Raw genomic sequence first — 25,971 nt, forward strand, 5'->3', positions numbered from 1 at the left:
TAATGCCAGTTGTAAACATAATAAACCTAAAAAAGCGGTTCCAGGACCAGGAAGTAATAAAAGGTCTGGACTTCCAATTATCTGAAAGAAAATGTATTGCCCTTCTGGGAGCAAATGGGGCAGGAAAAACAACTACATTAAAAATGCTTGCCGGCCTGGTGAAGCCAGATTCAGGTTCGATCGTGTTTGAAGGGTCAGAAAAAGCGGATTTCCGAAGATTAATAGGCTATCTTCCTCAATTTCCTGTTTTTTATGAATGGATGACAGGCAACGAGTTTCTCGAATATGCTGGCCAGCTTGCAGGTCTTTCTAAATCAGAAGCCAAAGACAGAGCAAAAGAACTTCTTGAACTTACCGGTATAGCTGAAGCTAAGAATCGGCGGATTGGAAAATATTCAGGAGGCATGAAGCAGCGGCTTGGCATTGCACAGGCTATAATCCATCGTCCGAAGCTCGTCATGCTTGATGAGCCGGTTTCTGCACTCGACCCATTTGGACGCAGAGAAGTGCTGGAGCTGATGGATAAGCTGAAAAAAGAATCAGCTATCCTATTTTCAACTCATATACTAAATGATGCAGAAGAGATTTGTGATGAAATTTTATTTCTCCATAATGGTGAACTAGTTGAATCAGGGACATTAGCAGGCCTGAGAACTAAACATCAGCAGGCAAAAATTGACTTGGCTTTTAAAGAGAATACACTGCAATATGCAGAAGAATTATCTCTGCTTCAGCCTGTTTCTTCAATGAAATTGGATGGAGAGTATGCGAGCTTTTTGGTAGAGGATATAGAATATGCTAGAGAACTATTCTTAACTGAGATTATGAAACGGAACCTGCCGCTGGTTAAGTTTGAAATCAGCAGAACCAGGCTGGAGGATGTCTTCATGAAGGTGGTGCAAAAATGAATCAATGGATGACTTTATTTAAAAAGGAAATGCTTGAAATGTCCAGAAATTTCAAATGGATATGGGTGCCGCTTACTTTTATTATGATAGCTGTAAAAGAGCCGCTGACATTATATTATATGCCTCAGATTATTGATTCTCTTGGCGGGCTGCCGGAAGGAGCAGTCATCGAGCTTCCTGTCCCATCTGCAGGTGAAGCGCTTGCTGCAAGTCTTAGCCAATTCAATACGTTTGGTGTGCTTATTATTGTATTAATTACAATGGGGACTATTGCTGGAGAAAGGAAAAGCGGTGTGGCGGGGCTTATACTGGTAAAACCTGTTTCTTATGCCTGGTTTGTAACGGCGAAGTGGGCTAGCTCTATGATTCTCATTTGGTTTTCATATTTTTTGAGTTATTTCCTCTCCTGGTACTATGTAGGCGTATTGTTTGAATTTATTTCTTTTGCGGATTTTCTCCAGTCCTTCTTTGTTAACGGTATCTGGCTTACTCTTATAGTAACTGTAGTAATACTGTTCAATACGTTTATGAAATCGCCTGGAGCAGTCGGATTTATCTCTATTGGCATCATTGTCATATTAAGCCTATTGAGCAGTTCACTCCCTCATTTGCTGGAATGGAGTCCGGCGCTGCTGTCTGCTTATTCGAATGCTTTTATCATGGGCAGTAATCCCCCGGATGAATTGCTGCCGAGCATCATTGTTTCTGTAGTCATGATCACGCTTTCCCTGCTTGCATCAATTGCTATCTTTAAAAGAAGGGAACTTGCCTGAATTCATGGCATGGTCTATCTTTGTGGGCATATATGTATATGGGAGGTTAATATTTTGGTAGTATAGCTTTAAAAGACTGAAAGGAAGATGAGCGGTGATCAGTGAAGCGGGTCTGGTACTTGAAGGCGGAGGGATGCGAGGAGTATACACAGCGGGGGTTCTCGAATATTTTCTTGAACAGGACCTCTGCTTTCCTTATGTCATTGGGGTTTCTGCAGGGGCTTGCAATGCAGCTTCTTACTTATCCAAGCAAAGGGGCAGGAATAGAATTGTGAATGTGGATTATGTTACAGATCCCCGATATATCTCATGGCGGAATTACTTTAAATCCCGCCAGTTTTTCGGGATGGATTTTATTTTTGATGAAATACCGAATAAGCTTGTCCCATATCACTATGATGAGTTTTATAAAAATGAGTCTGAATTTGTTATTGGAACAACTGATTGCCATACAGGTAAACCGGTGTATTACGGTAAAAAAGATTATGGCAAAGATATGCTTAAGGTTTTAAAAGCATCCAGTTCCTTGCCTTTTATTGCTCCGGAGGTAGAATTTAATAGCCGGGTCCTCCTCGATGGCGGAATCAGCGACCCTATACCAATCAAAAAAGCCCAGCAGGATGGATTGAAAAAATATAGTAATCTTGACAAGAAACAGGGGATATACCAAAAAGCCATCTAAATTTACTTTTATGGTCAAAAGAAAATATCCGCATTACACTGGGCTTCAGAAAGCATTGACGGAACGCTGCCGGACCTATAATGAGACCCTCTGCTATGTAGAACAGGAAGAGAAGAATGGGACAGTTCTTGTCATCCAGCCTCAGGAGCCATTAACAGTGGGCCGGATGGAGCGGAATCCTCAAAAACTGGAAAAGTTATATCTGCAAGGATATGAAGATGCAAGAAAATCCATTGAAAGAATCAATCAATTTTAGCCAAACCGTATCTAATAAGATGCGGTTTTTTCTTAAGGAAATAGTCTTATCTTTTCGACAGGGCTGACAGGGAGCAAGCAAAGTTTTTGATTGAGAATCAAGCAAATAGACCCGGGAAAACTTAAAATATGTAAAGAAGTAATGGGTTTTAAGTAGTGTTTTTTGCGAAATGACGGAGAGGCATGTCGACATACAAAGATTGTTGATATCTTTATTTCGAATATAATGAAAATTAGAAAATATAAGGGGGTCTCAATAAAAAATGAATATCAAGAAGGGTATCGTAACGGGTACATTAAGTTTGGCATTATGTGCCTCAGCTGTTTTTGCGGGTTCTGTCAGCACTGGACAAGCCCAAACGGTTGAAAAGAGTTACTTAGTCGTTTTTAAAGATGAAGGAAAGCTTCCTGCAGGCTATACAGACCTATTGAGAAAATTTGGAGGACAAATAGAGAATAAGCTCGAAAAATTAGGAGCTGTTGAGGTTTCATCAGCAAATCCTAATTTTCTTAATGAAATCAGGAAATCTTCCTTGGTATTGTCTGCTGGCGCTGAAAATGTTATTTATCCCGAAGCTCCTGCAGTAGATGCAGATCTTCCATTAGATAATGCTGATTTATATAACAGTCTGCAGTGGGATATCAAACAAGTAACAAATAATGGTGCATCATGGAATCTTCCAGGAGGAACTGGAAAGACAGCTGACGGTAAAGATATCGTTGTTGGTGTAATTGACACAGGGATTGACTATACTCATCCAGATTTAAAAGAAAATTATGCATACGGTAAATCCTTTGTTCCAGGCTACCCGGATCCAATGGATGAAAACAGCCATGGAACCCATGTTGCAGGATCCATTGCAGCGAAAGGAAGAACCATGGGTGTCGGACCTGACTTGAAGGTAGCAGCATACCGTGTATTTGGCCCTGATGGCGGTGCAGCGACTTCCCATATCGCCGAAGCCTTAATAACAGCTGCGGACGACAATGTGGATGTTGTCAACATGTCTCTTGGCGGGTATGACTGGTTCCAGAATCCCGAGTATACAACGAAGGAAACCGTAGCGGACGTGCAGATGTTTAACAGAGCCATCAAATATGCGATTCAAAAAGGTGTTACTGTAGTTGGTTCTGCAGGCAATAACGCTGTTGATTTAAAGAGCCCGGGACAGCTGTCAGGTTCTGATAACGGTGCAACACACAGAAGCCCAAGCAGTCAATTGATGATTCGTGTATCTGCTGGAGGAGCTTTAAAGAATCTTGCTTTCTATTCCAATTACGGTGTCGGCAAAATTGATGTCATGGCGCCTGGCGGAGACTTGGGACCAAACTATGATCCAAATACTGGAGCTGGCAGAGACAATTCTTATTTGGCATTAGCAACAATCCCTGGCGGCGGATATGGGTATAAAGGCGGTACTTCTATGGCCGCTCCGAAAGTTGCGGCCCTGGCTGGTGTTATTATCGCAAAACATGGGAAAGACCAAATCTCTCCTGCACAAGTAAAGCAGATCATTCAATCTTCATCAGAAGATATCTTCAAGCCTGGATACGACGAACAATCTGGCCATGGGCTAATTAATGCGGTTAATGCTTTAAAGTAATTCCATCAAACGAGCTGGCGGAAAGTTTCCGTCAGCTTTTTTATTGAAGGAAAATCAGCGAATAAAGATGGTAACGAATAACTCAAACAGACTATTTGCAGATGCGGCAATATGTACCCTCCAAAAATCCTCCCAAAAATTCATTTTTTTGGAACTATTTAATAGAATATAGAGAAATACATATAGCGGGGGAGACATACTGATGAATATCCAGCAATATTACCGGAAAACAGCTGACATCTCAATAAATGCGAGCCTGGCCGCACTTGTACCTCCATTTTTCTTTCTATTGATTTTCATAAAAGAATCTCAACGGACGAATTTAATCCTTTTTCTAATCCCTTTCATCATATATAGTTTTCTGTGCCATCAAATTCACTTGCTGAATAAGCAAAGGGCGGCCGAGATAGTGGAGAGAAATTCCAATAATAGCAGACAAGCCCTTCTCTCATTGTTATGCCAGTCAAATTTGATGATCGCTTTTATGCCGGCTCCTTCCCTTAGAATGGTGCTTTTTGATCCGGAAGGAAGGCAGGTTGGTGAAATCAGGGATATGAAAATGTGGAAGTTTAGATGGTTCTTGCCTTATTTTTTGGACCGTCTTTTTCCAAGAAGGCTGGGTATCTATGATTATAACAATAATCTGGAGGCATCAATCCTAATCGATAGAAACGGCGTTGATATTTCGTTTGTGAAAGACTCCTGCAAAGAAACAATCATAAATAAAAAAGATGGATCCAAACTGGTATATGAGAATGGCTGTGATCGATATTCCATTCCTAAAACCTTTTTCCATACGGATTTTCAAGTTCTTGATGAGAAATCAAATAGGATAGCGCGCCTTCGCAAAGGATGGATGCCGCTAGAATGGGGGCAGCAGTTCAGGGATCCCAATACACCTGTACTTTCTTTTGAGGAGGGTCTGACAGCAAAAGAAAAGCTTAGAATATATGCCATTCTTGCGACGCTTTTTCTTTACCGCAATCACTAAAACAGAGTGCACATTTATAGATTCTATATTCCCCATATAGTATGATAAGTTCAGTTTAAATATAGGGATATCAGTATAGAGGTGTTGGAATGAAAAAGTTTCTATTCGCAGCCGCAGTTATTGTCGTTTTGCTGTTTATTGTTGACAAAACAATTCTCAAGGAAAAAGGGGTAGTAGAGCAAGCCGGACAAATGCAGAAATACGATAAAATGGAAGACCCTGAAGATTTGCCTGTTGGTTTGGAGAAAGGAAACCTTGCTCCTGATTTTGAACTGACAGATATGGAAGGAAACCCAGTAAAACTCTCCGATTATAGAGGCAAGGCAGTTTTGTTAAATTTCTGGGCAAGCTGGTGTCCTCCTTGCCGTGCAGAAATGCCGCATATGGAGAAGCTGTATAATAAGTATAAAGATGAAAATTTCGATATTCTTGCAGTCAATCTTACAAACACTGAAAAAAATAGCGGTGACGCAGAGAAATTCGTAAAAGAGCTGGGGCTGACTTTTACAATTCCTATGGATGTAAAAGGCGAGGCAGGTTCTGACTATAATATAATGGCCTATCCTACAAGCTATTTTATTGATTCCGATGGTGTTATTAGAGAGAAAGTTTTGGGAGCTTTAAATGAAGAGTATATGGAGAAGGAAATCAAAAAGCTTCCATAAATAAAACCGGAGAGCCATTGTCAGCTCTCCGGTTTTATTTCTGTAATCATATTCTGGTGCAGACGATTAACGATTACTCTTTTTCGGTATAGCATAATGCCTGCTTCGGCAATATCATTTACGGCTGAGCGATTTATGAAAGCCCCAAACAGCAGTCCGGCTATCGGGATCATTTGAAAAAGTTTTTTCCAGCCAATTTGGTCCCTGTAAGAAAACACAACTTCTCTCCACCCCTGAAGCTCGGAAACGACTTCCCTTTTTGCTCCTGCTTCTTTAGAACCAAACATGGAAAGCTGCTGCAGAATGGCTTTTTTCCTACAATGTCACTGGAAACAAATTGCAGAATTTTTACGATGAACATTCTTTCATTCTTATCAGCTGGATCAAAGCCATAGCAAATCGCGATATCCTGAAGGGTTTTTAGCTGAATGCCAAGTAGAAGAGGGATATCAATCGTCAGGGTGAAAATCCCTCCAACCCCAGTACTGGCACCTTGCAATGCAGCGGTTCTTTTACGGTTTGAGCTTAGCTTTCCAGCGGCTTCATCCATCTTTGATATGGGCAGGCTTTCTACATCCTCTAAGGTATGAATATTTTGTTCAGGATAATAGTTCTTTAACGCCGAAGCTGAACTTAAATATCTTCCTCCTGATTGAATATATGTGCCAAGCTCATCAAGAATCACTCCAACCTTTTTTTGTATGAACTCCGGTGTGAATCTATCAATTAACTTAAAAGGGAGTCTTCCCAGCTTCTCCCAAAACCATAAATCACCTTGGTCTTTTTCCCATTCTTCACATTTTTTTAGTTCATTTATAAGAAGTTCCCTCGGTTCAATCATATTTAAATTCCTCTCCTTCTTCTATAATTACCTATACGTCAGTTTAAAGCAAAAGTTTCAATTCTTTATAAACAATTCTCTTTGTATATTCCGACTATTCATGGTAAGATTCTTATAATAGAATAGGATTTCCTTCGGGGCAGGGTGAAATTCCCAACCGGCGGTGATGAGGGTACGCCCTCTTAGTCCGTGACCCGGTTTTATTAGCAGAGATGCAGGAACATGCGCTTTTCTAATGATTGTCTAGCTCCAGCGCCTACCCCCTCGAGGTCACAAGCCAATCCTCCCAAAAAGGCAAAAGACGCCTTTTCTGCGAGGCTCGTCTTGTGCTTGTCGGGGGTGAACAAGGCGCTTGCGCTTTTCTAATGAAAACGGTGGATTTGGTGAAACTCCAAAGCCGACAGTGAAAGTCTGGATGGGAGAAGGAATGATTATAGTGCTGCGTTCAAAAAAATCTTTTTTAAACGCTTATTTCGTCATGTGATTTTGCCCCGTTTCACCTTGCTGGTGTACGGGGTTTTGCCGTTTCAAACTTAATTTGGAGAAACTGTAAGGGAAGGAGGAACCAGATAATTTGAACCATCAGGAATATATGAAGTTAGCCATCAGCCTGGCAGCGGCCACTAAAGGCCAAACCAGTCCTAACCCGCAGGTGGGTGCGGTTGTTGTTAAAAATGGTGAAATTCTGGGGATGGGTGCTCACCTGAAAGCAGGAACTCCCCATGCTGAAGTCCATGCGATTGCTGCAGCTGGCGATAAGGCTAAAGGTGCTGATATTTATGTCACGCTTGAGCCATGCAGCCATTTTGGCAGGACTCCGCCATGCGCAGACTTAATAATTAATTCAGGAATTAATAGGGTTTTTATTGCTTCTGCCGATCCGAATCCTTTAGTTTCCGGCAAAGGAATTGAAAGAATGCAGGATGCCGGGATTGAAGTGGTGACCGGCTTATTGAAGGAGGAAGCAGATGCCCTAAACGAACCATTTTTCCATTTTATAAAAACAAAGACACCATATGTAACCATTAAAGCAGCTTCATCGTTTGATGGAAAAACAGCTGCAAAAACCGGTGACAGCAAATGGATTACTTCTCCAGAATCCAGGCAGGATGTGCATCGGCTACGGCATGAACATGACGCAATACTTACAGGTGTAAATACGATCATTCACGATAATCCCCTTTTAACCGCCAGGCTGCCCCAAGGCGGAAAAAATCCCATTCGAGTTGTATTAGATACAAATCTGAGAATTCCCGCTGACGCAAATGTCATCCGGGATCAGTCTGTAAAGACCATAATCTTTACCGGCTGCGAAATAGATCGGTCAAAGGCAGAAGAGCTAAAGAAGTATAATACTGAAGTTTTTTCTTTTTCTGCTAATGAGGTGCCGATTAAAGAAGTATTAAGAAATTTAGGTGAAAGAAACATCATGACTTTATTTGTTGAAGGCGGATCAGAGATCCATGCTTCATTTATAAATAGCGGTTTCTTTCAGCAGATAATCCTTTATATGGCTCCTAAAATTATCGGGGGCAATAAGGCGATTCCATTTATTGGCGGGGATGGTGCCAGCTATGTAAAAGATGCCCCTGCACTGGAATTCACAGAAATTGAAAAGATTGGCGGAGACCTTAGAATTACCGCAAAACCGCTGAGGGAGGCCAAGGAGTAATGTTTACTGGAATTATTGAGGAACTGGGAACAGTAAAAAAAGTAGTTCAGCAAGGCAAGGCCATGAAACTGACAATTCAGGCATCCACAGTTTTAACAGATGTTCAACTGGGGGACAGCATTTCGGTAAACGGCGTGTGCCTTACAGTTACGGAATTTGCGAAAAATGAATTTTCAGCAGATGTCATGCCCGAAACATTCAAAAGTACTTCGCTTTCTGCCATTAAAGAACGAACAAAAGTCAATCTGGAGAGGGCGATGTCGGCAAATGGCCGCTTTGGAGGACATTTTGTGACAGGGCATATTGATGGAACTGGTCAGATTCTAAAAAAAACAGCGAGTGAAAACGCCATTTATATACAAATATCTGTGCCTCCTGCATTAAGCCATTTGCTTATCATGAAGGGATCAATTGCCGTGGATGGGATTTCCCTGACTGTTTTCGGCAATGAAGACAATACTGTTACTGTCTCGATCATTCCCCACACAGCAAGTGAAACGGTACTCGGCTTCAAAGCAGCGGGAGACATTGTTAACCTCGAGTTCGATATGCTGGCTAAATATCTATATTCCTTCATGAACAGGCAGCAGGAAACCTCATCGCCTAAAGAAGGAGTTTCAGAGCGATTCCTTAAGGAGAACGGCTTCTTATAATTAGCAAAAGGAGGGTCAATCAAACATGTTCAGTGATATAAATGAGGCATTAGAAGATTTAAAAGCAGGAAAAGTCATCATTGTCTGTGATGATGAAGACAGGGAAAATGAAGGGGATTTCCTTGCAATCGCGGAATATGCGAAACCGGACACGATCAACTTTATGGCCAAAGAAGGCAGAGGCCTGATTTGTACACCTATCACTGAGGAACTGGCTGAAAAATTGGAACTGAATCCAATGGCAGAAGTGAATACTGACAGTCATGGAACAGCTTTCACAATCAGTGTTGACCATGTAAAAACCACTACAGGCATCAGTGCATTTGAGCGTGCATTCACGATAAAAGAAATGCTTGAGGACGACGCTAAACCTGCAGACTTTTCACGGCCGGGACATGTTTTTCCGCTAGTGGCCAAAAAAGGAGGAGTCTTAAGGCGTGCAGGCCATACTGAGGCCGCGGTCGATCTGGCACGTCTTGCAGGTGCTGAACCAGCCGGGATAATCTGTGAAATAATGAAAGACGATGGAACGATGGCTCGAGTGGATGATCTGGAAAAAGTGGCTGAAAAGTTTGATTTAAAAATGATTACGATTCAGCAATTGATAGAGTATCGATTGAAGCATGACTCCATTGTCAAAAGGGAAGTGGAGATACAGCTTCCAACAGAATTTGGAGACTTTAAAGCAGTAGGCTATACAAACACTGTCGATGGAAAAGACCATGTAGCTCTTGTAAAGGGAGAAATCGATGAACGTGAACCAGTATTGCTTCGTGTGCATTCGGAGTGTCTGACTGGAGATGTATTTGGATCCAACCGCTGTGACTGCGGGCCGCAGCTTGAAGCAGCGCTGGCACAGATTGAAGAGGCAGGCCGGGGAATCCTTTTATATATGAGACAGGAAGGGCGCGGCATCGGACTGATCAATAAAATGAAAGCCTATAAGCTGCAGGAAGAGGGCTACGATACAGTTGAAGCAAATCATAAGCTCGGATTTAAGGACGATCTACGCGACTATGGGGTAGGTGCACAAATCCTTAGGGATCTGGGAGTAAAAAATGCGTCTGCTAACCAATAATCCCCGCAAAATTGCTGGATTGGGCGGTTACGGGCTGGAGGTATCCGAACGGGTTCCTCTTCAAATGCCTGCAAAATCTGAAAATGAAAATTACTTAAAAACAAAGAAAACAAAACTTGGGCATTTATTACAATTTTAAGGGAGCGATTAGAGATGAAAAAGGTAATCGAAGGACATTTAGTAGGAACAGGATTAAAAATGGCCATTGTAGTATCGCGTTTTAATGAATTCATTACGGGCAAGCTTTTAAGCGGAGCGGAAGATGCACTCAAGCGCCACGGAGTAAGCGAAGAAGATGTGACAGTTGTGTGGGTTCCTGGAGCATTCGAAATCCCTCTGGCAGCTAAAAAGCTGTCCCAATCCGGAAAATATGATGCAGTCATCACCCTTGGCACAGTGATCCGCGGAGCAACTCCGCATTTTGATTATGTCAGCGGCGAAGTGGCTAAAGGGGTCTCAAGCACAGCATTGCAAAGCGGTGTTCCTGTTATCTTCGGTGTTCTTACAACTGACACGATTGAACAGGCAATTGAGCGGGCAGGCACCAAAGCTGGAAACAAAGGATGGGAAGCGGCTGTCGGAGCTATTGAAATGGGCAACCTTTACAGACAATTATCCGAAGGTGAATAATGTTCCGGATTTTTTGCCGGCATGAGAATAAGAGTGTGCTTCCAGGTGCAATTGTCTTGCCCGGTTGCAATATCTACCAAAATCGGCGGGGGATTTCCGCCGGTTTTTTTAAAAATTTATGGGCAGACGTCTGACCTTTCTATTGGCAGAATGAGTTTTTTTGATAAAATACTGCTTGTGGCTCACCCGTACTTATTAGTGATCACTCTTAACTGAGGGAGATGTATACGGGGAGAGCGGGTAGGGAGAGGGCTAATTGAATAGATAGGTAGTATATATGAATAAGTGGTTTAACCAGCTTTTTCAGCTTGATTCAAATGGAACAACTGTAAAAAGGGAGGTTATGGCTGGGGCAATCGGCTTTTTTACGATTGTTTATATTATCGCAGTTAACTCTCTAATTCTCTCTGAAGCAGGAATTCCGCTGGAGGCAGCCATTTTTGCAACCATTATAACATCGGTTGTCGGCTGTTTGATTATGGGGTTTTGGGCAAATGTACCGATTCTCCTTGTGCCTGGAATGGGAATTAACGCTTTGTTTTCCTATACAATGGTCCAATCGATGGGCTTATCCTGGCAGGAAGCATTGGCTGTTGTCTTTATATCTGGTCTGATCTTTGTATTCGTGGCTTTTTCGCGATTCGCAAAGACATTAAGCGAATCGATTCCACATTCACTTAAAGAAGCAATAACAGTGGGACTCGGACTTTTCTTGATGCTGATCGGACTTGAAAAGGGCGGAATCGTTGAAAAAGGGACAAACTCCATTATTGCTATGGGTGAGCTTGGAGACCCGCAAGTGCTTGCAACCATCTTAACGTTCCTGCTTGCCATTATTTTATTTATGCGCAATGTGCCTGGCAACTTTTTGATTACTGTTGTAGCAGGAACATTGATAGCATGGGCTTTTGGGCTGATTAATGTGCAAAGTACCGAGGAAAAGCCGTTTGCTCTTTCCGATTATATGGAAGTATTTGGATCGATGTCATTCGATAACTTACTTTCCGTCACTTTTTGGATTGCCATTTTTTCATTGACAATGGTTCTTGTCTTTGAAAATATCGGATTAGTTCACGGTCATGTTGGTTTTATTAATAGGCCGGAACAGTTTAAGCGTGCTTTTCAGGCAACTTCGGTTTCTGCATTATTGTCAGGAATTTTTGGGACAAGCCCGACTGTAGCAACGGTTGAAAGTGCAGCGAGTATGGCTGCCGGCGGACGTACAGGATTGACAGCAGTCACAACTGGATTCCTGTTTATGCTATCCGCATTCTTTATCCCTGTTATTAAATTGATTCCCAACAGTGCAATTGCGCCTATTCTTATCATTATTGGCGGACTGATGCTTCAAAACATCCGTAATCTTGACTTAAAGGATATGAGCGAAAGCTTTCCAGCTATCTTTATCATTGCCATGATCCCGTTCACGTATAGTATTGCGGACGGCATTGCCATTGGATTTATTCTTTATCCAATCTTAAAGATTTCGATTGGCAAAGCAAAGGAAGTTTCATTTGCATTGTATGTCATAGCTGCTTTATTTTTATTCAACTTTGTTTTTCATGTCATTAGTTAATATAGATATATTGGGATGCCCTATTTGGGGCATCCTTTTTCTTTTTCTTAACAAAGAAAACTGGTGAATTTTGTATAAAAATATAAAAATTCTTTTTGTTCAACAAGTTTCGATACACGAGTTAATATAGGTCTATAGTAATATGGGGTTTTCGGAGGTATGTCAATGGAAGTGTTTGTAGCAAGGCAGCCGATTTTCTCCTAAAAAATATACCGGCAAACCGGGCTAATATGTTAGCCGCTGTGCTATTATAGATATTTTTTCTGCGGCTTAATATATCTTTTCATTTCTGCGGCCATATTCCTTTTAGCAGATACCGGAATGTCTGCCTGGGAAAGGTCCTCGGGGAAGGGAAAAATCCCATAGTCATTAAAACGGACCCGGATAATCCCTTCATATACAATTGTATTATTAAAAAATGCCGTTGTTTCTACAAAGGCATTTTTTTCATTAATAACGCTGCCAAACTCTTCGATCCGCTGGATGAAAAATTTAAATGTATAAAGATCAGTATTAATATCGGCCACTTCCCTAAATGACGGAATTTATCAATTTTCTAATTAGTTAATAATATAATAGGGAAAACAATTATTGAATAATAAATGCTTTTATGGCACTCTTATTTATAAGTTAGGCTACAAATGGTTTGGAGGTATTACTATGAACATTGAATTGCTGAAATGTCATGGATCAGGAAATGATTTCTTTATAATAGATGAAATTTCCCATACGTATAATTTTACAGAAGAGAATCGTGCTGAGCTTGCCAAAGCAATATGTGACCGCAGCACTGAACTTGGTGCAGATGGAATTCTTTTCGTATTAAAAAGCGAAAAAGCAGATGCAAGGATGCGTGTTTTTAATCCGGATGGATCAGAAGCATCAATGTGCGGAAATGGATTAAGATGCGTTGCCCGTTATGTATGTGAACTTCTTGGTCTAAAAGAAGCCATCATTGAAACCATGAAAGCGGATTTGCAGGTAAAAAAGCAAGAGGACATCTTTGAGGACATTCCAACTTATCTTGTTGAAATATCACCTGTTTCATTCGATTTGAAGGATCTTCCTTTAGTTCTCGATAAAGATACTATAATTAATGAAAAAGTCAGCGGGATCTCAGAGGAATTAGCTTTTACGGCCTTAGCAGTCCCTAATCCCCATTTTGTTTCCATTGTGGAGAAAGAGCAAATTACATCTGACCTGCAAAAAAAGATCAGTGAATATTTGAACGGGCCGAATGATTTCTTTCCTGATGGAGTAAATGTCAGCTTTGTAAAGCCGCTAAAAAAAGGGCATATTTATGTAAGGACATTTGAGCGGGGAGTAGGATTCACCAATGCCTGCGGTACAGCCATGTCCGCTTCAACACTTGTCACTTGCATGAATGGGCTGAATAAAATCGAAGAGCCTGTTGAAGTATACAATAATGGCGGAAAAGTGCGCTGTGTAGTTCATGAGAAGAATGGCAGGCAGTCCATTGATTTAATTGGGAATGCCAGCTATGTTTACCGCTGTGAAGCGGAAATCAATATGGAAAAACCGCAAGAGTTCACCCTATCCCAGAAAGAAGAACATACTGGAGAAATTAAGCAATATGCTAAACTTCAGGAATATGCCCAAGCGGTACTTAAAGAATGGATGTAGGATAAGGCATTGGCCTTATCCTTTTTTGTTTTCCTGTTTTAAAAAATCGAGCACTGGAGAAAAGGGCTGATTTTCCTTTGTCTGAAAATAAGAACTGAATGGATCGCCATCGCTGTTTACCCTTTTTATAAGATTGGTTATCTGAAACCGCTCCATTGTGAGTTTCTCATTGACTTCCTCCCAAAACAGAGGAGCAGCAACAGTTGCTGCTTTATTTCCTCTTGCTGAATAAGGGGCAATGATTGTCTTGCCTTCTGCATGCTGGATATAATCCACATAAAGCCGGCCTCCGCGATTTTTCTTTAATCTTTCTATTGTAAAAGAATCGGGATCTTTGGAAATTAGATACTGGGCAATAAATTCGGTGAACAGCCGAGTATCATCAAAGCTATAGGTATTTTCCTGCAGCGGGATATAGATTTGCAGACCTTTATTCCCGGATGTTTTGACAAAGCTGATTAATTTCAGTTGATCAAGCACCTCTTTAATCAATATAGCAGCTTTAATGGCAAGATGAAAAGCGTCCCTCGAAGGAGGATCTAAATCAAACACTATTTCGCTGGGACCATTGCTGTAAATGGTCTTAAATGGGATATGATATTCAAATGCAAGCTGGTTGCCAAGCCAGAGCAGTGTTTGAAGATTATTGCAGACAATATAATTGATGCCTTCAGACATTTCAGTTTCTACAAAATCCGGTGCGTAATCCGGGCAATTTTTCTGGTAGAAAGGCTCAGCAAAGATCCCATGCGGGTAGCGGATTACAGTTAAAAGCCTTTTCTTTAAAAATGGCAGCATATATGGAGCAATCTCTCTTAAAAAGTGAATGTAATCAATCTTTTGAATAGCTGGTGTTTCCCATAATGGCTTATCTGGATGGGTGATTTCTATTTCGGGAGGCAGGTTTTTCTGCTGTTGTATAAATTTCTCATAAGTGCAGGCATCAGGCTTCAAATCGAAACGAAACTGGTGAAAATGCGGTTCGCGCATTTGATCCTCATAAATCTCCAGATATTTAACTTCCACACATATTGCTGGTTCTACATATATGAATTGGCTGTTTTCATCTGTTTTATTATCTTTGATGATTTGGAATAAGGCTTGTTTTTCATCGGGCTTCAACCCAAAAAGAAACTGTCCGATTGCTATGACAGCATCCCCTGGAATACACCAGCATAAAAATAGCCATTTGATTTTTCATATGCGGTGATAAAGCAGTTAACGTATTTCCAATTCTTGAATTTTAGCCATAAAGATGATCTCTTTCCTTCTTCCCATTTATTCTTCAACTGCTTTGCCACGATTCCTTCACCATCATGCAGGACAATTTTTTCCCAAAGTTCATTAAAGCTGCGGTATGGAGGGATTAATTGTATCAATCTCGGATCCTTCTCATCAGGTTTTAAGGGCATATTACAATCCTTAAACAAAGCTTCCAGTTCTGCTTTTCTGGTAAAGTACTCTTTATCGGTCATTTTTTTGCCTTTTACCATCAAAATGTCAAAAATAAGAAGACGGCATGGCGCAGTTTTTGCCTTCTCTTGAATTTTCTTTTCAGACCTCATCCTGCCCCTGACCTGGATGGACCCAAAATGGGCTTTATAGGCATTCTCCAGAAAGACTAATTCTCCATCTAGTGTAAGTGGAAGGTATGATTCGAATTTATCTTTGTTTTGCTCTAAAAAATCCTTAATTTCCGGGAAAATATGTAATAAAGGCTTATCATTCCTGCTTGTCAGTCTGGGTTCCTTGTCCAAGTGCAGGATTGCTCTAAAACCATCATACTTCGCTTCAAAGAGCCATTCCTTCTCTTCCGGAACATCAAAAGTTAAGGTTGGAAGCATTGGTCTCATTCAATTTGGCCTCCTTTACAATCGTTACTATAGTTTTGGCCATTGCCGCTAAAACTACTCAGTTTCCAAATGTTTTAGCGTATTTCCCTTTTTGTTAATACACAAGTTATGAGTACTACATCTAATAAGAATGGGAGTTTGACTATGCACACAATGTGGAAAGGAAGCATCAGTTTTGGGCTGGTGAATATACCAATTAAGCTGCACTCGGCTACAGAAGATAAGGATATAAAGCTGAGAAATCTTCATAAAGAATGTCATTCGCCAATTAAATATGAGAAAACATGTCCTGTTTGTGAAGTAGAAATTAAAAACGAAGATATTGTAAAAGCTTATGAATACACAAAAGGAAAGTTTGTCGTTTTAGAGGATGAGGATTTAGAAAAGCTTAAACAGGAAAATGAGGATAAAGCTGTCGAGATTGTGGACTTTGTAAAAATACAGGAGATTGATCCGATTTATTATAATCGCACATATTATATGTCTCCAGGGGACGGAGGAGGAAAAGCCTATTCCCTTTTAAGAAAAGCGCTGGAGACGTCAGAAAAGGTAGGTTTGGCAAAAATCATTATTCGATCCAAAGAACAGCTGGCTGTGGTCCGGGTATATGAAAACACTCTTGTAATGGAGACGATTCATTACCCTGATGAAGTGCGTAAGGCTGCGGATGTGCCAAATGTACCTGCAGAAGACAAAGTGACTGATAAGGAAATCGATACTGCCATTATGCTGATTGATCAATTAACCACTGAATTTAAACCCGAGAAATATAATGATGACTACCGGACAGCTCTTTTGGAGCTTATCGAAGCAAAACGTACTGGCAAAGATATAGTCACACCGGTCGAAAAAGAACCTGCAGCCAATGTAACCGACCTTATGGCTGCCCTGCAGGCATCAATTGATAAAACCAAGCCTGCTGATGCAGAAACAAAGAAAAAACCGGCAGCTAAAAAGAAACGTGCTCCTGCAAAAACAAAAGCAAAAAAGCAGGCTTAATAGAAATAAAACCGACTTTGCTTTTGCAAAATCGGTTTTTTACTGGAGCTATTTTTTTGAAGAAAAGTCTTCAAAAAATGTTCTGTTTATCAAAGTTAGTGGTAATCCTATAAATAAAAAGGATTTGTTTAAATGAACAGGAAGAATTTAACATCAAAAAATATCATCTACTTAACGTTGGCAGCTGCAATTATTGGCGGATTTGTGCTGCTTTTTATTGAAATAGTGGACGAATTGAAGGAAAATGAGCTAATTCGATTCGATGAAGCTGTGATTCAGTATGTACAGGCCTTTATTTCTCCCCGGCTCACGGAGTATATGAGCGTGATTACTTTTTTGGGGTCGGTAAAATGGCTGGCTTTTTCTGTAATTATGGCGGTCGTACTTTTGTTTATATTTAAAAAGAGTTCACTTGCATGGTTCATGGTTCTTTCATCCGGTCTTGGAGCACTTTTCAACTTGCTGCTGAAATGGATTTTCAAAAGAGAACGACCGGATATCAGACCTCTGATTGAGGAGCAGGGATTCAGTTTTCCGAGTGGCCATTCAATGGGATCTTTTATTTTTTATGGCTCGCTGGCCTATATGATCATCCATTTGGCAAAAAGAAAACGATGGAAGACTGCATGGACAGTGATGCTAGGCTGTTTTATCATCATGATTGGGTTAAGCCGCATCTATTTAGGCGTTCATTTTCCAAGTGATGTAATAGCTGGATTTGCAGCCGGAGGTGCCTGGCTGACAATAATGATAATTGGATTCCGCTATTATGAGTACCGCAAAAATGTATAATGGGTATTGAGAAATGCGCAGTTTCTTTATAACATAGGGAAATAACAGATACAGGAGTGGGAACAATGAATCAAAAAATTTTGCCGGCATCTTCAAACATGAAAGAATTTGAAAAGTTCCTGAAAAGCCCCTATGACATTGGTGTATTTCTCGATATGCACATTTCGCAGCTGAAGAATGTTTCGCAGATGGCAAAAGCACATAACAAAAAAATGATTTATCATGTTGATCTGATTCATGGCTTGAAAAGCGATGATTATGCCGCAGAATATATATGCCAGGAATTTAAGCCTTACGGGTTAATTTCTACTAAATCCAGCGTCATCCTAAAAGCAAAGCAAAAAGGAGTGATCGCTGTCCAGAGGATTTTCCTCATCGATTCTCACGCGCTTGAAAAAAGTTATAAATTAATCGAGAAAACCAGGCCGGACTACATAGAAGTTTTGCCGGGAGCCATGCCATGGATGATAAAAGAAGTAAATGAACGTCTGAACACCCCCATATTTGCTGGAGGACTCATCCGATCAGAAGAAGAAGTGAAGAATGCGCTTGGTGCAGGAGCAGCTGCCATTACAACTTCGAAAATAGAATTATGGGAAAGGTTTTCATAAAAATGTTCAAGGAAAGTTTGACAACGTTTTCATAGACTTGTATACTCGGTTTAACAAGTTAATTTATGTGTCGGAGATTAGGAGATTCACACAGTTTAGCCATTAATGGCTTAATCTGTCGTGAATCTCCTTTTTTGTTTCCGATCACCCAAAACGGAAAGGGGATTTTCAGATGTCTGCTTTTATGGGAGAAATAATTGGAACGATGATCTTGATTGTTTTTGGAGGAGGCGTTGTTGCCGGAGCGAATTTAAAAAAGACTTTCTCTTTCAATGGAGGGTGGATTGTTATCACCATCGCCTGGGGACTAGCTGTAACGATGGGGATTTTTGCTGTAGGATCGATTAGCGGGGCACACTTGAATCCTGCTGTAACAATCGGGTTTGCGCTTAGCGGGGATTTCCCTTGGGCAGACGTGCCTGGCTATATTCTGGCTCAAGTCCTGGGAGGTTTTTTGGGAGGGGTTATTGTATTCCTTCACTATCTCCCGCATTGGAAAGAAACAGAAGACCAGGGTGCTAAACTTGCTGTTTTCTCAACCAGTCCTGCGATTCCCCATACATTTTCAAATTTATTAAGTGAAATGATTGGGACGTTTATTCTTGTACTGGGATTGATGTTTATTGGGGCAAATCAATTTACAGAAGGCTTAAATCCGATAGCTGCAGGCCTTCTGATTGTTGTAATCGGAATGTCGCTCGGAGGGACAACTGGCTATGCGATTAATCCGGCTCGAGACCTGGGACCGCGAATTGCTCATTTTCTTCTTCCGATTGCAGGAAAAGGGAAATCGAACTGGGGGTATGCATGGATACCGGTAGCTGGTCCAATCCTGGGGGGATTAATGGGTTCCGCATTCTATCAAGTGATGTTCGATGACAAAGCTTCAGGCATGTTATGGGCAGTGCTCGGTGTTAATATAATAGTATTAATTCTTTCATATATTTTTGGCAAAAAACAGCCAGGGGAAGTTGATTCTTCTAAAGTGGCTGCATAAATAAAATAATGAACAAGATTGGGAGGAGTCATTTGTGGACAAATATATTTTATCATTAGACCAGGGGACTACTAGTTCGCGTGCTATCCTATTTAATAAAAAAGGGGAAATTGTGCACACGGCGCAAAAAGAGTTCACACAGCATTTTCCAAAGCCTGGCTGGGTAGAGCATAATGCAAATGAAATATGGGGTTCAATTTTATCGGTGATTGCAGGTGTTTTTTCGGAATCCGGGATTAAACCAGAGCAAATTGCGGGCATTGGCATAACAAATCAGAGGGAAACAACTGTTGTTTGGGATAAAGAAACGGGAGTCCCGATTTATAATGCGATTGTCTGGCAGTCAAGGCAGACAAGCGAAATTTGCGATGAATTGAAGGAAAAAGGCTATAACGATCTATTCAGAGAAAAAACCGGTCTCTTAATAGATGCCTATTTCTCAGGAACAAAAGTTAAGTGGATACTGGATCATGTGGAAGGGGCAAGGGAAAAAGCCCAACAGGGCAAATTATTATTTGGAACCATCGATACATGGCTAATCTGGAAGCTATCGGGAGGAAAAGCGCATGTGACCGATTACTCCAATGCGTCCCGCACTCTAATGTTTAATATCCACGAACTTAAATGGGATGAAGAGCTGCTGAACATACTCGGAGTCCCGAAAGCGATGCTGCCTGAAGTGAAGCCATCTTCCGAAGTGTATGCTAAGACAATTGACTATCACTTTTTCGGCAAGGAAGTACCCATTTCCGGAGCAGCGGGTGATCAGCAGGCAGCGCTATTTGGACAGGCATGCTTCGAGAAAGGAATGGCTAAGAATACTTACGGAACCGGCTGTTTCATGCTAATGAATACAGGTGAAAAAGCGGTACAATCTGAACATGGACTTCTAACCACCATTGCCTGGGGACTTGAGGGGAAAATTGAATATGCATTGGAGGGCAGCATTTTTGTTGCGGGCTCTGCCATTCAATGGCTCCGCGATGGAATGAGGATGTTAAAGGATGCAAAGGACAGCGAAAGCTATGCAAAAAAAGTGGACTCGACAGATGGAGTGTATGTGGTTCCGGCTTTTGTAGGTCTAGGGACACCATATTGGGACAGTGATGTAAGGGGTGCAGTATTCGGAGTCACAAGGGGAACGTCCAAAGAGCATTTTATCCGTGCGACACTTGAGTCACTTGCGTATCAGACAAAAGATGTTCTATCTGCCATGGAAGCGGACTCAGGCATTAAGCTTAAGACGCTTAGGGTTGACGGAGGTGCCGTGAAAAATAACTTCTTGATGAAGTTCCAGTCAGATATTTTAGAGGTGCCGGTAGAAAGACCGACAATTAATGAAACTACTGCGCTTGGTGCAGCTTACCTTGCTGGATTGGCTGTCGGGTTCTGGAAATCCCAGGAGGAAATTGCTGAGCAGTGGGCAATTGATCAATCATTTCATCCATCGATGGAAGAAAAAGTCCGTGCAGGTCTTTATCAAGGCTGGAAAAAAGCAGTCAAGGCAGCAATTGCATTTAAATAGTCAGAAGAAAGTTTTATACACAAATCATATCTTTTTATGTTATAATAAGATTAAGTTAATAGTTCGGCAGGAGATGCGGAGAGACCACAAAATCATTATCGGGTAAGCGATAATGTATTTTGTGGTCTCTTTTTTATTCCCTGCTTTTAAAGGGTAGTTATAACTACTAGCCTTTTCGACAAGGAGGAGACAACAATGATATTTTCTAATTTAAATCGTACTGAAATGATAAAAACACTGACAAAGGAAGAATTTGATGTTCTGATTATTGGCGGCGGCATAACGGGAGCGGGAATAGCTCTGGATGCAGCAGCACGGGGAATGAAAACAGCACTCGTCGAAATGCAGGATTTTGCAGCCGGAACTTCCAGCCGTTCAACAAAACTGGTTCACGGCGGATTAAGATATCTTAAACAATTTGAAGTTAAGATGGTAGCGGAAGTCGGCAAGGAGCGGGCAATCGTATATGAAAATGGGCCACATGTGACTACACCGGAGTGGATGCTGCTTCCGATGCATAAAGGAGGCACATTTGGAAAGTTCTCAACTTCTATCGGACTTAGAGTTTACGACTATCTTGCAGGCGTCAGAAAGTCTGAACGCAGAAGTATGCTCAATGCCCAGGAAACATTATCAAAAGAGCCGCTTGTAAAAAAAGATGGACTTAAAGGCGGCGGTTATTATGTAGAATACCGCACAGATGATGCCCGTCTTACAATAGAGGTAATGAAAGCTGCGGCAGAAAAAGGCGCTATGCCTGTTAACTATTTGAAGGTCGAAAAACTTTTATATGATGAACAAGGAAATGTATGCGGAGCTGCAGCTGCAGATCAGCTGACAGGCAGGGTTCATGAAGTTAGAGCAAAAAAGTCATCAACGCAGCAGGTCCCTGGGTTGATTCCATCCGCGAGAAAGACGGATCAAAGAAAGGAAAGACCCTGCGTTTGACTAAAGGTGTTCATTTGGTAATAGACCAATCCAAGTTTCCGTTAAAACAGGCTGTATACTTTGATACACCTGACAAACGGATGGTATTTGCCATACCGAGAGATGGTAAGACCTATGTAGGAACAACAGATACATTCTATAATTCTAATCCTGTAAATCCCAAAATGACTGCAGATGACAGAACATACATCATTAATGCCATTAACTTTATGTTTCCTTCTGTGAAGATAGTGGAGGATGACATTGAATCCAGCTGGGCTGGTGTTCGTCCGCTTATTTGGGAAGAAGGAAAAGATCCTTCCGAAATATCACGCAAAGATGAAATTTGGGAGTCGGATACTGGTTTGCTGACAATTGCAGGGGGAAACTGACCGGGTACCGGAAAATGGCCGAAACCATTGTTGATTTGCTTGCTGAAAAATTCAAGCAGGAATCAAATAGAACATTTAGCGGAAGTATTACAAAAACATTGCCTATTTCAGGAGGAAATGTAGGAGGATCATCCAAATTTCAGGAATTCGTCAGGTTTCAGACTGAAAAAGGAACAAGTATTGGTTTATCAGCGGAACAGTCCAGGCACCTTGTTAAAATGTATGGATCTAACGTCGGTATCATTTTTAATATGATTGAGACGAAAAGGAGTGAAGCTGAGAATTTTGGCTTGCCGATTGTATTATGGGCAAAGCTGAAATATGCAATTGAACATGAAATGGCTGCCACCCCTGTAGATTTTTTTAACCGCCGAACAGGAGCGCTGCTTTTTGATATTGAAACGGTAAGAAACTATCAAAAGCAGGTAATTTCATATATGGCTGATGCATTTAAGTGGGATATAGCTGCAGGAAATAATTTTGAAAACCAGCTGAACCAGGAACTCAGTTTTGCGGTAAAGCCGGCAGATCAGGACTAAAACTCCCCACTTGGGGAGTTTTCATTTTTTAGGAGTATTTTCTTTAACAAAAGGGACATTCCATTGGCATATTATAGACTAGATAGGTAGCGGAGGTGGCTTATGTACAATGTTCTCATGTTTGTTGACTCGGGGGTTGATGATTCACTTGCCCTAATGTATGCCCTTCAGCATCCCGAGATTAATCTAGTAGGTGTAGTCAGCGCTTATGGCAACATAACCAAAGAAGAATCCATCAATAATACTGCATATTTACTGAAACTTGCAGGCAGAGAGGACATTCCCATTATAGCAGGGGCGAGCGGGCCATTATCCGGTGAGACCGCTGTCTTTTATCCTGAAATACACGGGGAGGAAGGCCTCGGGCCCATTCAGCCTCCGGAGAATTTCATCAGCAAAATAAAGGTATATGACATAAACAAAATTATAGAAATTGTAAATGAATACAAAAATGACCTTGTGATCGTTGGAGTTGGAAGGCAGACAGATTTGGCATTGCCGCTCATTCTGTATGGAAAGGATGCATATAAAGATGTAAATGCATTCTATTTAATGGGCGGTGCGTTTTTAGTTCCGGGAAATGTAACACCAGAGGCTGAGGCGAATTTTTACGCTGACCCCATTGCAGCGGATTCAGTGCTTGAAAAAGCAAAAAACATCTATATATTTCCCCTAAATGTAACAAATAAAGCGATTATCAGGCCTGAAACGATTGATTTTATTGCAGATAATACTCAATCGCCTTTTAAAGATCTAATTAAACCTGCTTATGATTATTATTATGAGGCTTATCAAAAGCTTGTCCCGGGAATTAAGGGTGCACCTCTTCATGATGTTCTTGTATTAAGTGTTCTCACAAATCCTGATCTTGCCAAATATGTAAAACGAAGAGTGAGAATAGAACAGTTTGGAAAGGCAAAGGGTAAAAGCATAGCTGACTTTAGGCCGGTGCCCGAAGTTGATCCGCCCGAAACACTTGATAATATAGCGATGGAGTTTGATCTGGAACGTTTTGTTATTGATTTTATCGAGGTTTTCCTTGCTCAGAAAAATCAGAAATAGCTTTTGACACTCAGTGTTAAAAGCTTTTTTATTTGGTGTTGAAGGGGAAAGGAAAGTTGGCATAGAATGTATTAACATGGAAAACATTTGCAGTCAGGGAAGGTTTCTTCAGACAAGGAAGAATGGCAATAATTCCATTTAGTTTCAGCATACATTATCAAAATCAAATGGAGGCTTTCAAATTGCTAAAAAACAAGAAATTAAACAGGTTTCTTTCAATTCTGGGAATGGTCATAGCTATTGCCATAGCATATAGTGTACTTGTCTTTTTAAATAAGGATGAATCAAAGGTTCAAAAAACCTCAGCAAATGCGGAGACATCTGAACAGGGATTAATGTACGATGATTTAGGGGACTTCATTGCCTCCAATCATACTTTTTATAATGAAACACTTGGATGGGGAAGAGATCGTAAAGTCAGCTGGCCAAAACAAAGAGATCAGGCTGAATTAATCGTAAATTCGCTTAAAAAAATATCAGCTGAGAATGAGGATTTGCAGGCTGACCTGGGCACAATAACACGGCTGGCAGAAACTGTGCAGTCGGGCACTAAGGATAAGGAAGTTTTAATTAAATTGCACCGATATTTTCATGATCTGGATATTGGATTTAATGGCTATAAAGACACAACCGATTATTTTGATGTAACAGAGTATAAAGGAGAAGGCTAATAAGCGGGTGACAAGTTATTTTCTTGACACTTTACCGTAAATAAGATAACATAGTGATTGAAGTATTTGAGGTATATTGTTGAAGTCGTTAATTCACTTGGATTGTTCGGCAGCCGAACCTTCTTTTTTGTGAAACTGCGGCTTTTTATTATGTTTCATGCTCTTTAGGATTTTGAAAGAGTAAGCATGTGTTTGTAATTAAGAATAATTTGTGTGGACAGCTTAATGCTGAATTTTCTTCTTAATCATCTTCTATAAACCAGACACTTCTCCGTATTTTTACTTCAGTAAGTTTCTTACCATTTAATATTAAAATCTCAGAGAGCATCTAAGTCGGAAAGAATTCCGACCAACCTGATTCCCACTGGCGCGGTCTAGGAGCCGCAAGGATGGAAGAGAGGCAGGGCTTTCATTGTTTTAGGTATAACTAATTAACTCAAATATATCATTTATAAGGACAGTATTTGCTGTCCTTTTTTATATATCTCGCAAAAAAACACGAACGTTTGAATAAGTTTCAGTTTAATTATTTGTGTTTTTGTGGTATGATGTATTCATTAGAATAGCTTTTCAAAATCGCAGTGACTGACGACAATGCGGAATGAACCGCTGGGGAGCTGCGTCTATGTATAGCCGGTCGTCTGGGCAGAGATAAGGGATACCCTTGTCTCTTTTTTTCATAACAAAATGGAAAAGCCCGTCAGCCGAATAGGTGCTTTTCCTATAGGAGGAATATGCATGGAAAAAAGATTATTCTTGATGGAATTGTTGTGGCAAAACATGTGAAAGACCAATTAAAGGATCGAATTGAAGAATTGAAGGGGAAGGATATCGTCCCTTGCTTAGCCACAATTTTGGTGGGAGATGACCCTTCCTCTGAAACGTATGTACGGATGAAGGGGAATGCTTGTGAAAAACTTGGCATATTATCAAAACGTATTCATATGTCAAAGGATACAACAACACAAGAACTATTAGAGAAGATTGCAGAATTAAACAATGATCCTTCTGTACATGGAATCCTTCTACAGCATCCCGTACCAGGACATATAGATGAACGAAAAGCTTTCGAAGCTATTGCTATTGAAAAAGACGTAGACGGTGTTACAAGCCTTGGATATGGACAGACCGCATTCGGTTTTGGTGAATATCCGTCCTGTACACCTGCAGCTATTTTGGAAATTATGGATTTCTATAAATTGAGTGCTGAAGGTATGCATGCTGTAGTCGTAGGCAGAAGCCCAATCCTTGGCAAGCCGGTCTCTGCCCTTTTACTCAATCGAAACGCAACAGTCACTACGTGCCATTCATATACCAAAAATCTGCCCCAAATTGTAAAGCAAGCTGATATTGTAGTAGCAGCTGTAGGGAAACCTAACTTTATCAAGGGTGAATGGATTAAAGAAGGAGCTATTGTCCTTGATGCCGGATATAATGAAGGAAATATTGGGGATGCAGAGTATGAAAGCTGTGCTGAAAAGGCGTTTGCCATTACCCCCGTACCTGGAGGAGTTGGACCTGTTACGATTTCCATGCTTTTGAAACATACTGTTCATGCTGCAGAAAAAATCGCTGAAATACAAGGGAAGCATAAATAGTTCATTTATCCCTAAATAAAAATTGATCTTTAA

19 protein-coding genes, 5 pseudogenes and 1 riboswitch are annotated in these 25,971 nt (G+C 40.9%); of the genes and pseudogenes, 21 read left to right on the plus strand and 3 right to left on the minus strand.

Translation table 11 applies throughout. From position 1 onward, the window contains the following. Positions 1-2: 2 nt before the first annotated feature. From M5V91_RS02575 to M5V91_RS02600, 6 genes and pseudogenes are all read left to right on the plus strand, one after another. Positions 3-908 (plus strand): ABC transporter ATP-binding protein, encoded by a 906-nt coding sequence (locus M5V91_RS02575; RefSeq protein ID WP_251175702.1) that lies wholly within the window; start codon positions 3-5, stop codon positions 906-908. Continuing rightward, entirely contained in the window at positions 905-1,681 is a 777-nt protein-coding gene (locus M5V91_RS02580) for an ABC transporter permease (protein WP_009332531.1), read from the plus strand. The genes M5V91_RS02575 and M5V91_RS02580 overlap by 4 nt, the downstream gene beginning before the upstream one ends. Before the next feature lie 97 nt (positions 1,682-1,778). Continuing rightward, a pseudogene (locus M5V91_RS02585) lies at positions 1,779-2,619 on the plus strand (patatin-like phospholipase family protein). A 262-nt stretch (positions 2,620-2,881) separates the two neighbouring features. Beyond that, positions 2,882-4,222: a S8 family peptidase gene (locus M5V91_RS02590; RefSeq protein ID WP_217034129.1), complete on the plus strand. Its 1,341-nt coding sequence runs from the start codon at positions 2,882-2,884 to the stop codon at positions 4,220-4,222. 202 nt (positions 4,223-4,424) lie between these two features. Next, complete coding sequence (locus tag M5V91_RS02595; protein ID WP_019379668.1) at positions 4,425-5,213, plus strand: hypothetical protein; 789 nt, start codon at positions 4,425-4,427, stop codon at positions 5,211-5,213. Between the two features lie 89 nt (positions 5,214-5,302). Beyond that, entirely contained in the window at positions 5,303-5,878 is a 576-nt protein-coding gene (locus tag M5V91_RS02600) for a TlpA disulfide reductase family protein (protein ID WP_071157309.1), read from the plus strand. Between the two features lie 20 nt (positions 5,879-5,898). Here the strand turns inward: M5V91_RS02600 and M5V91_RS02605 are convergent. Further along, positions 5,899-6,719: pseudogene (locus tag M5V91_RS02605) on the minus strand (EcsC family protein). 574 nt (positions 6,720-7,293) lie between these two features. Here M5V91_RS02605 and ribD point away from each other — a divergent pair. From ribD to M5V91_RS02630, 5 genes and pseudogenes are all read left to right on the plus strand, one after another. Continuing rightward, positions 7,294-8,391, plus strand: a complete 1,098-nt coding sequence (gene ribD / locus M5V91_RS02610; protein WP_019379664.1) for a bifunctional diaminohydroxyphosphoribosylaminopyrimidine deaminase/5-amino-6-(5-phosphoribosylamino)uracil reductase RibD — start codon at positions 7,294-7,296, stop codon at positions 8,389-8,391. Beyond that, complete coding sequence (gene ribE, locus M5V91_RS02615) at positions 8,391-9,044, plus strand: riboflavin synthase (protein ID WP_009332524.1); 654 nt, start codon at positions 8,391-8,393, stop codon at positions 9,042-9,044. The genes ribD and ribE overlap by 1 nt, the downstream gene beginning before the upstream one ends. 25 nt (positions 9,045-9,069) lie before the next feature. After that, a pseudogene (locus M5V91_RS02620) lies at positions 9,070-10,261 on the plus strand (bifunctional 3,4-dihydroxy-2-butanone-4-phosphate synthase/GTP cyclohydrolase II). A 14-nt stretch (positions 10,262-10,275) separates the two neighbouring features. Continuing rightward, complete coding sequence (ribH, locus tag M5V91_RS02625) at positions 10,276-10,752, plus strand: 6,7-dimethyl-8-ribityllumazine synthase (protein ID WP_019379663.1); 477 nt, start codon at positions 10,276-10,278, stop codon at positions 10,750-10,752. Positions 10,753-11,029: 277 nt separating this feature from the next. Beyond that, positions 11,030-12,328 carry an NCS2 family permease gene (locus M5V91_RS02630; RefSeq protein ID WP_009332521.1) on the plus strand — a complete coding sequence of 433 codons (1,299 nt, stop codon included), beginning with the start codon at positions 11,030-11,032 and terminating at the stop codon, positions 12,326-12,328. A 248-nt stretch (positions 12,329-12,576) separates the two neighbouring features. Here M5V91_RS02630 and M5V91_RS02635 read toward each other — a convergent pair whose 3' ends face one another. Further along, complete coding sequence (locus M5V91_RS02635; RefSeq protein ID WP_251175700.1) at positions 12,577-12,855, minus strand: hypothetical protein; 279 nt, start codon at positions 12,853-12,855, stop codon at positions 12,577-12,579. A gap of 133 nt (positions 12,856-12,988) precedes the next feature. Between M5V91_RS02635 and dapF the strand changes: the two genes are divergently transcribed. Further along, positions 12,989-13,972 (plus strand): diaminopimelate epimerase, encoded by a 984-nt coding sequence (gene dapF, locus M5V91_RS02640; protein WP_009332519.1) that lies wholly within the window; start codon positions 12,989-12,991, stop codon positions 13,970-13,972. 15 nt (positions 13,973-13,987) lie between these two features. Here dapF and M5V91_RS02645 read toward each other — a convergent pair. After that, positions 13,988-15,825 (minus strand): annotated as a pseudogene (locus M5V91_RS02645) (DNA ligase D). Between the two features lie 144 nt (positions 15,826-15,969). On the opposite strand from M5V91_RS02645, the gene ku reads away from it, so the two are divergent. The 9 genes and pseudogenes from ku (at position 15,970) to M5V91_RS02690 (ending at position 25,938) form a co-directional block, all read left to right on the plus strand. Next, positions 15,970-16,824: a non-homologous end joining protein Ku gene (gene ku / locus M5V91_RS02650; RefSeq protein ID WP_009332517.1), complete on the plus strand. Its 855-nt coding sequence runs from the start codon at positions 15,970-15,972 to the stop codon at positions 16,822-16,824. Between the two features lie 132 nt (positions 16,825-16,956). After that, positions 16,957-17,616 (plus strand): phosphatase PAP2 family protein, encoded by a 660-nt coding sequence (locus M5V91_RS02655; protein WP_251175699.1) that lies wholly within the window; start codon positions 16,957-16,959, stop codon positions 17,614-17,616. 65 nt (positions 17,617-17,681) lie between these two features. Next, on the plus strand, positions 17,682-18,227 hold the full coding sequence (locus tag M5V91_RS02660) for a glycerol-3-phosphate responsive antiterminator (protein WP_019379659.1): 546 nt from the start codon (positions 17,682-17,684) through the stop codon (positions 18,225-18,227). Between the two features lie 172 nt (positions 18,228-18,399). Beyond that, positions 18,400-19,224 carry an MIP/aquaporin family protein gene (locus tag M5V91_RS02665; protein ID WP_019379658.1) on the plus strand — a complete coding sequence of 275 codons (825 nt, stop codon included), beginning with the start codon at positions 18,400-18,402 and terminating at the stop codon, positions 19,222-19,224. Positions 19,225-19,258: 34 nt separating this feature from the next. Then, a complete protein-coding gene (gene glpK, locus M5V91_RS02670; RefSeq protein WP_251175698.1) occupies positions 19,259-20,749 on the plus strand; it encodes a glycerol kinase GlpK in 1,491 nt (496 codons plus the stop codon). Between the two features lie 195 nt (positions 20,750-20,944). Further along, positions 20,945-22,607, plus strand: a pseudogene (locus tag M5V91_RS02675) (glycerol-3-phosphate dehydrogenase/oxidase). A 102-nt stretch (positions 22,608-22,709) separates the two neighbouring features. Further along, positions 22,710-23,669, plus strand: coding sequence for a nucleoside hydrolase (locus M5V91_RS02680; protein ID WP_217026258.1), 960 nt, complete (start codon positions 22,710-22,712; stop codon positions 23,667-23,669). 182 nt (positions 23,670-23,851) lie between these two features. Next, entirely contained in the window at positions 23,852-24,340 is a 489-nt protein-coding gene (locus tag M5V91_RS02685; RefSeq protein ID WP_251175696.1) for a hypothetical protein, read from the plus strand. Between the two features lie 571 nt (positions 24,341-24,911). Continuing rightward, positions 24,912-24,994, plus strand: a riboswitch (ZMP/ZTP riboswitch). An 80-nt stretch (positions 24,995-25,074) separates the two neighbouring features. Beyond that, on the plus strand, positions 25,075-25,938 hold the full coding sequence (locus M5V91_RS02690; protein ID WP_284521705.1) for a bifunctional 5,10-methylenetetrahydrofolate dehydrogenase/5,10-methenyltetrahydrofolate cyclohydrolase: 864 nt from the start codon (positions 25,075-25,077) through the stop codon (positions 25,936-25,938). Positions 25,939-25,971: the final 33 nt, after the last annotated feature.

The sequence above is a fragment of the Cytobacillus pseudoceanisediminis genome, assembly GCF_023516215.1.
In the GTDB taxonomy this organism is placed as follows: Bacteria; Bacillota; Bacilli; order Bacillales; family Cytobacillaceae; genus Cytobacillus; species Cytobacillus pseudoceanisediminis.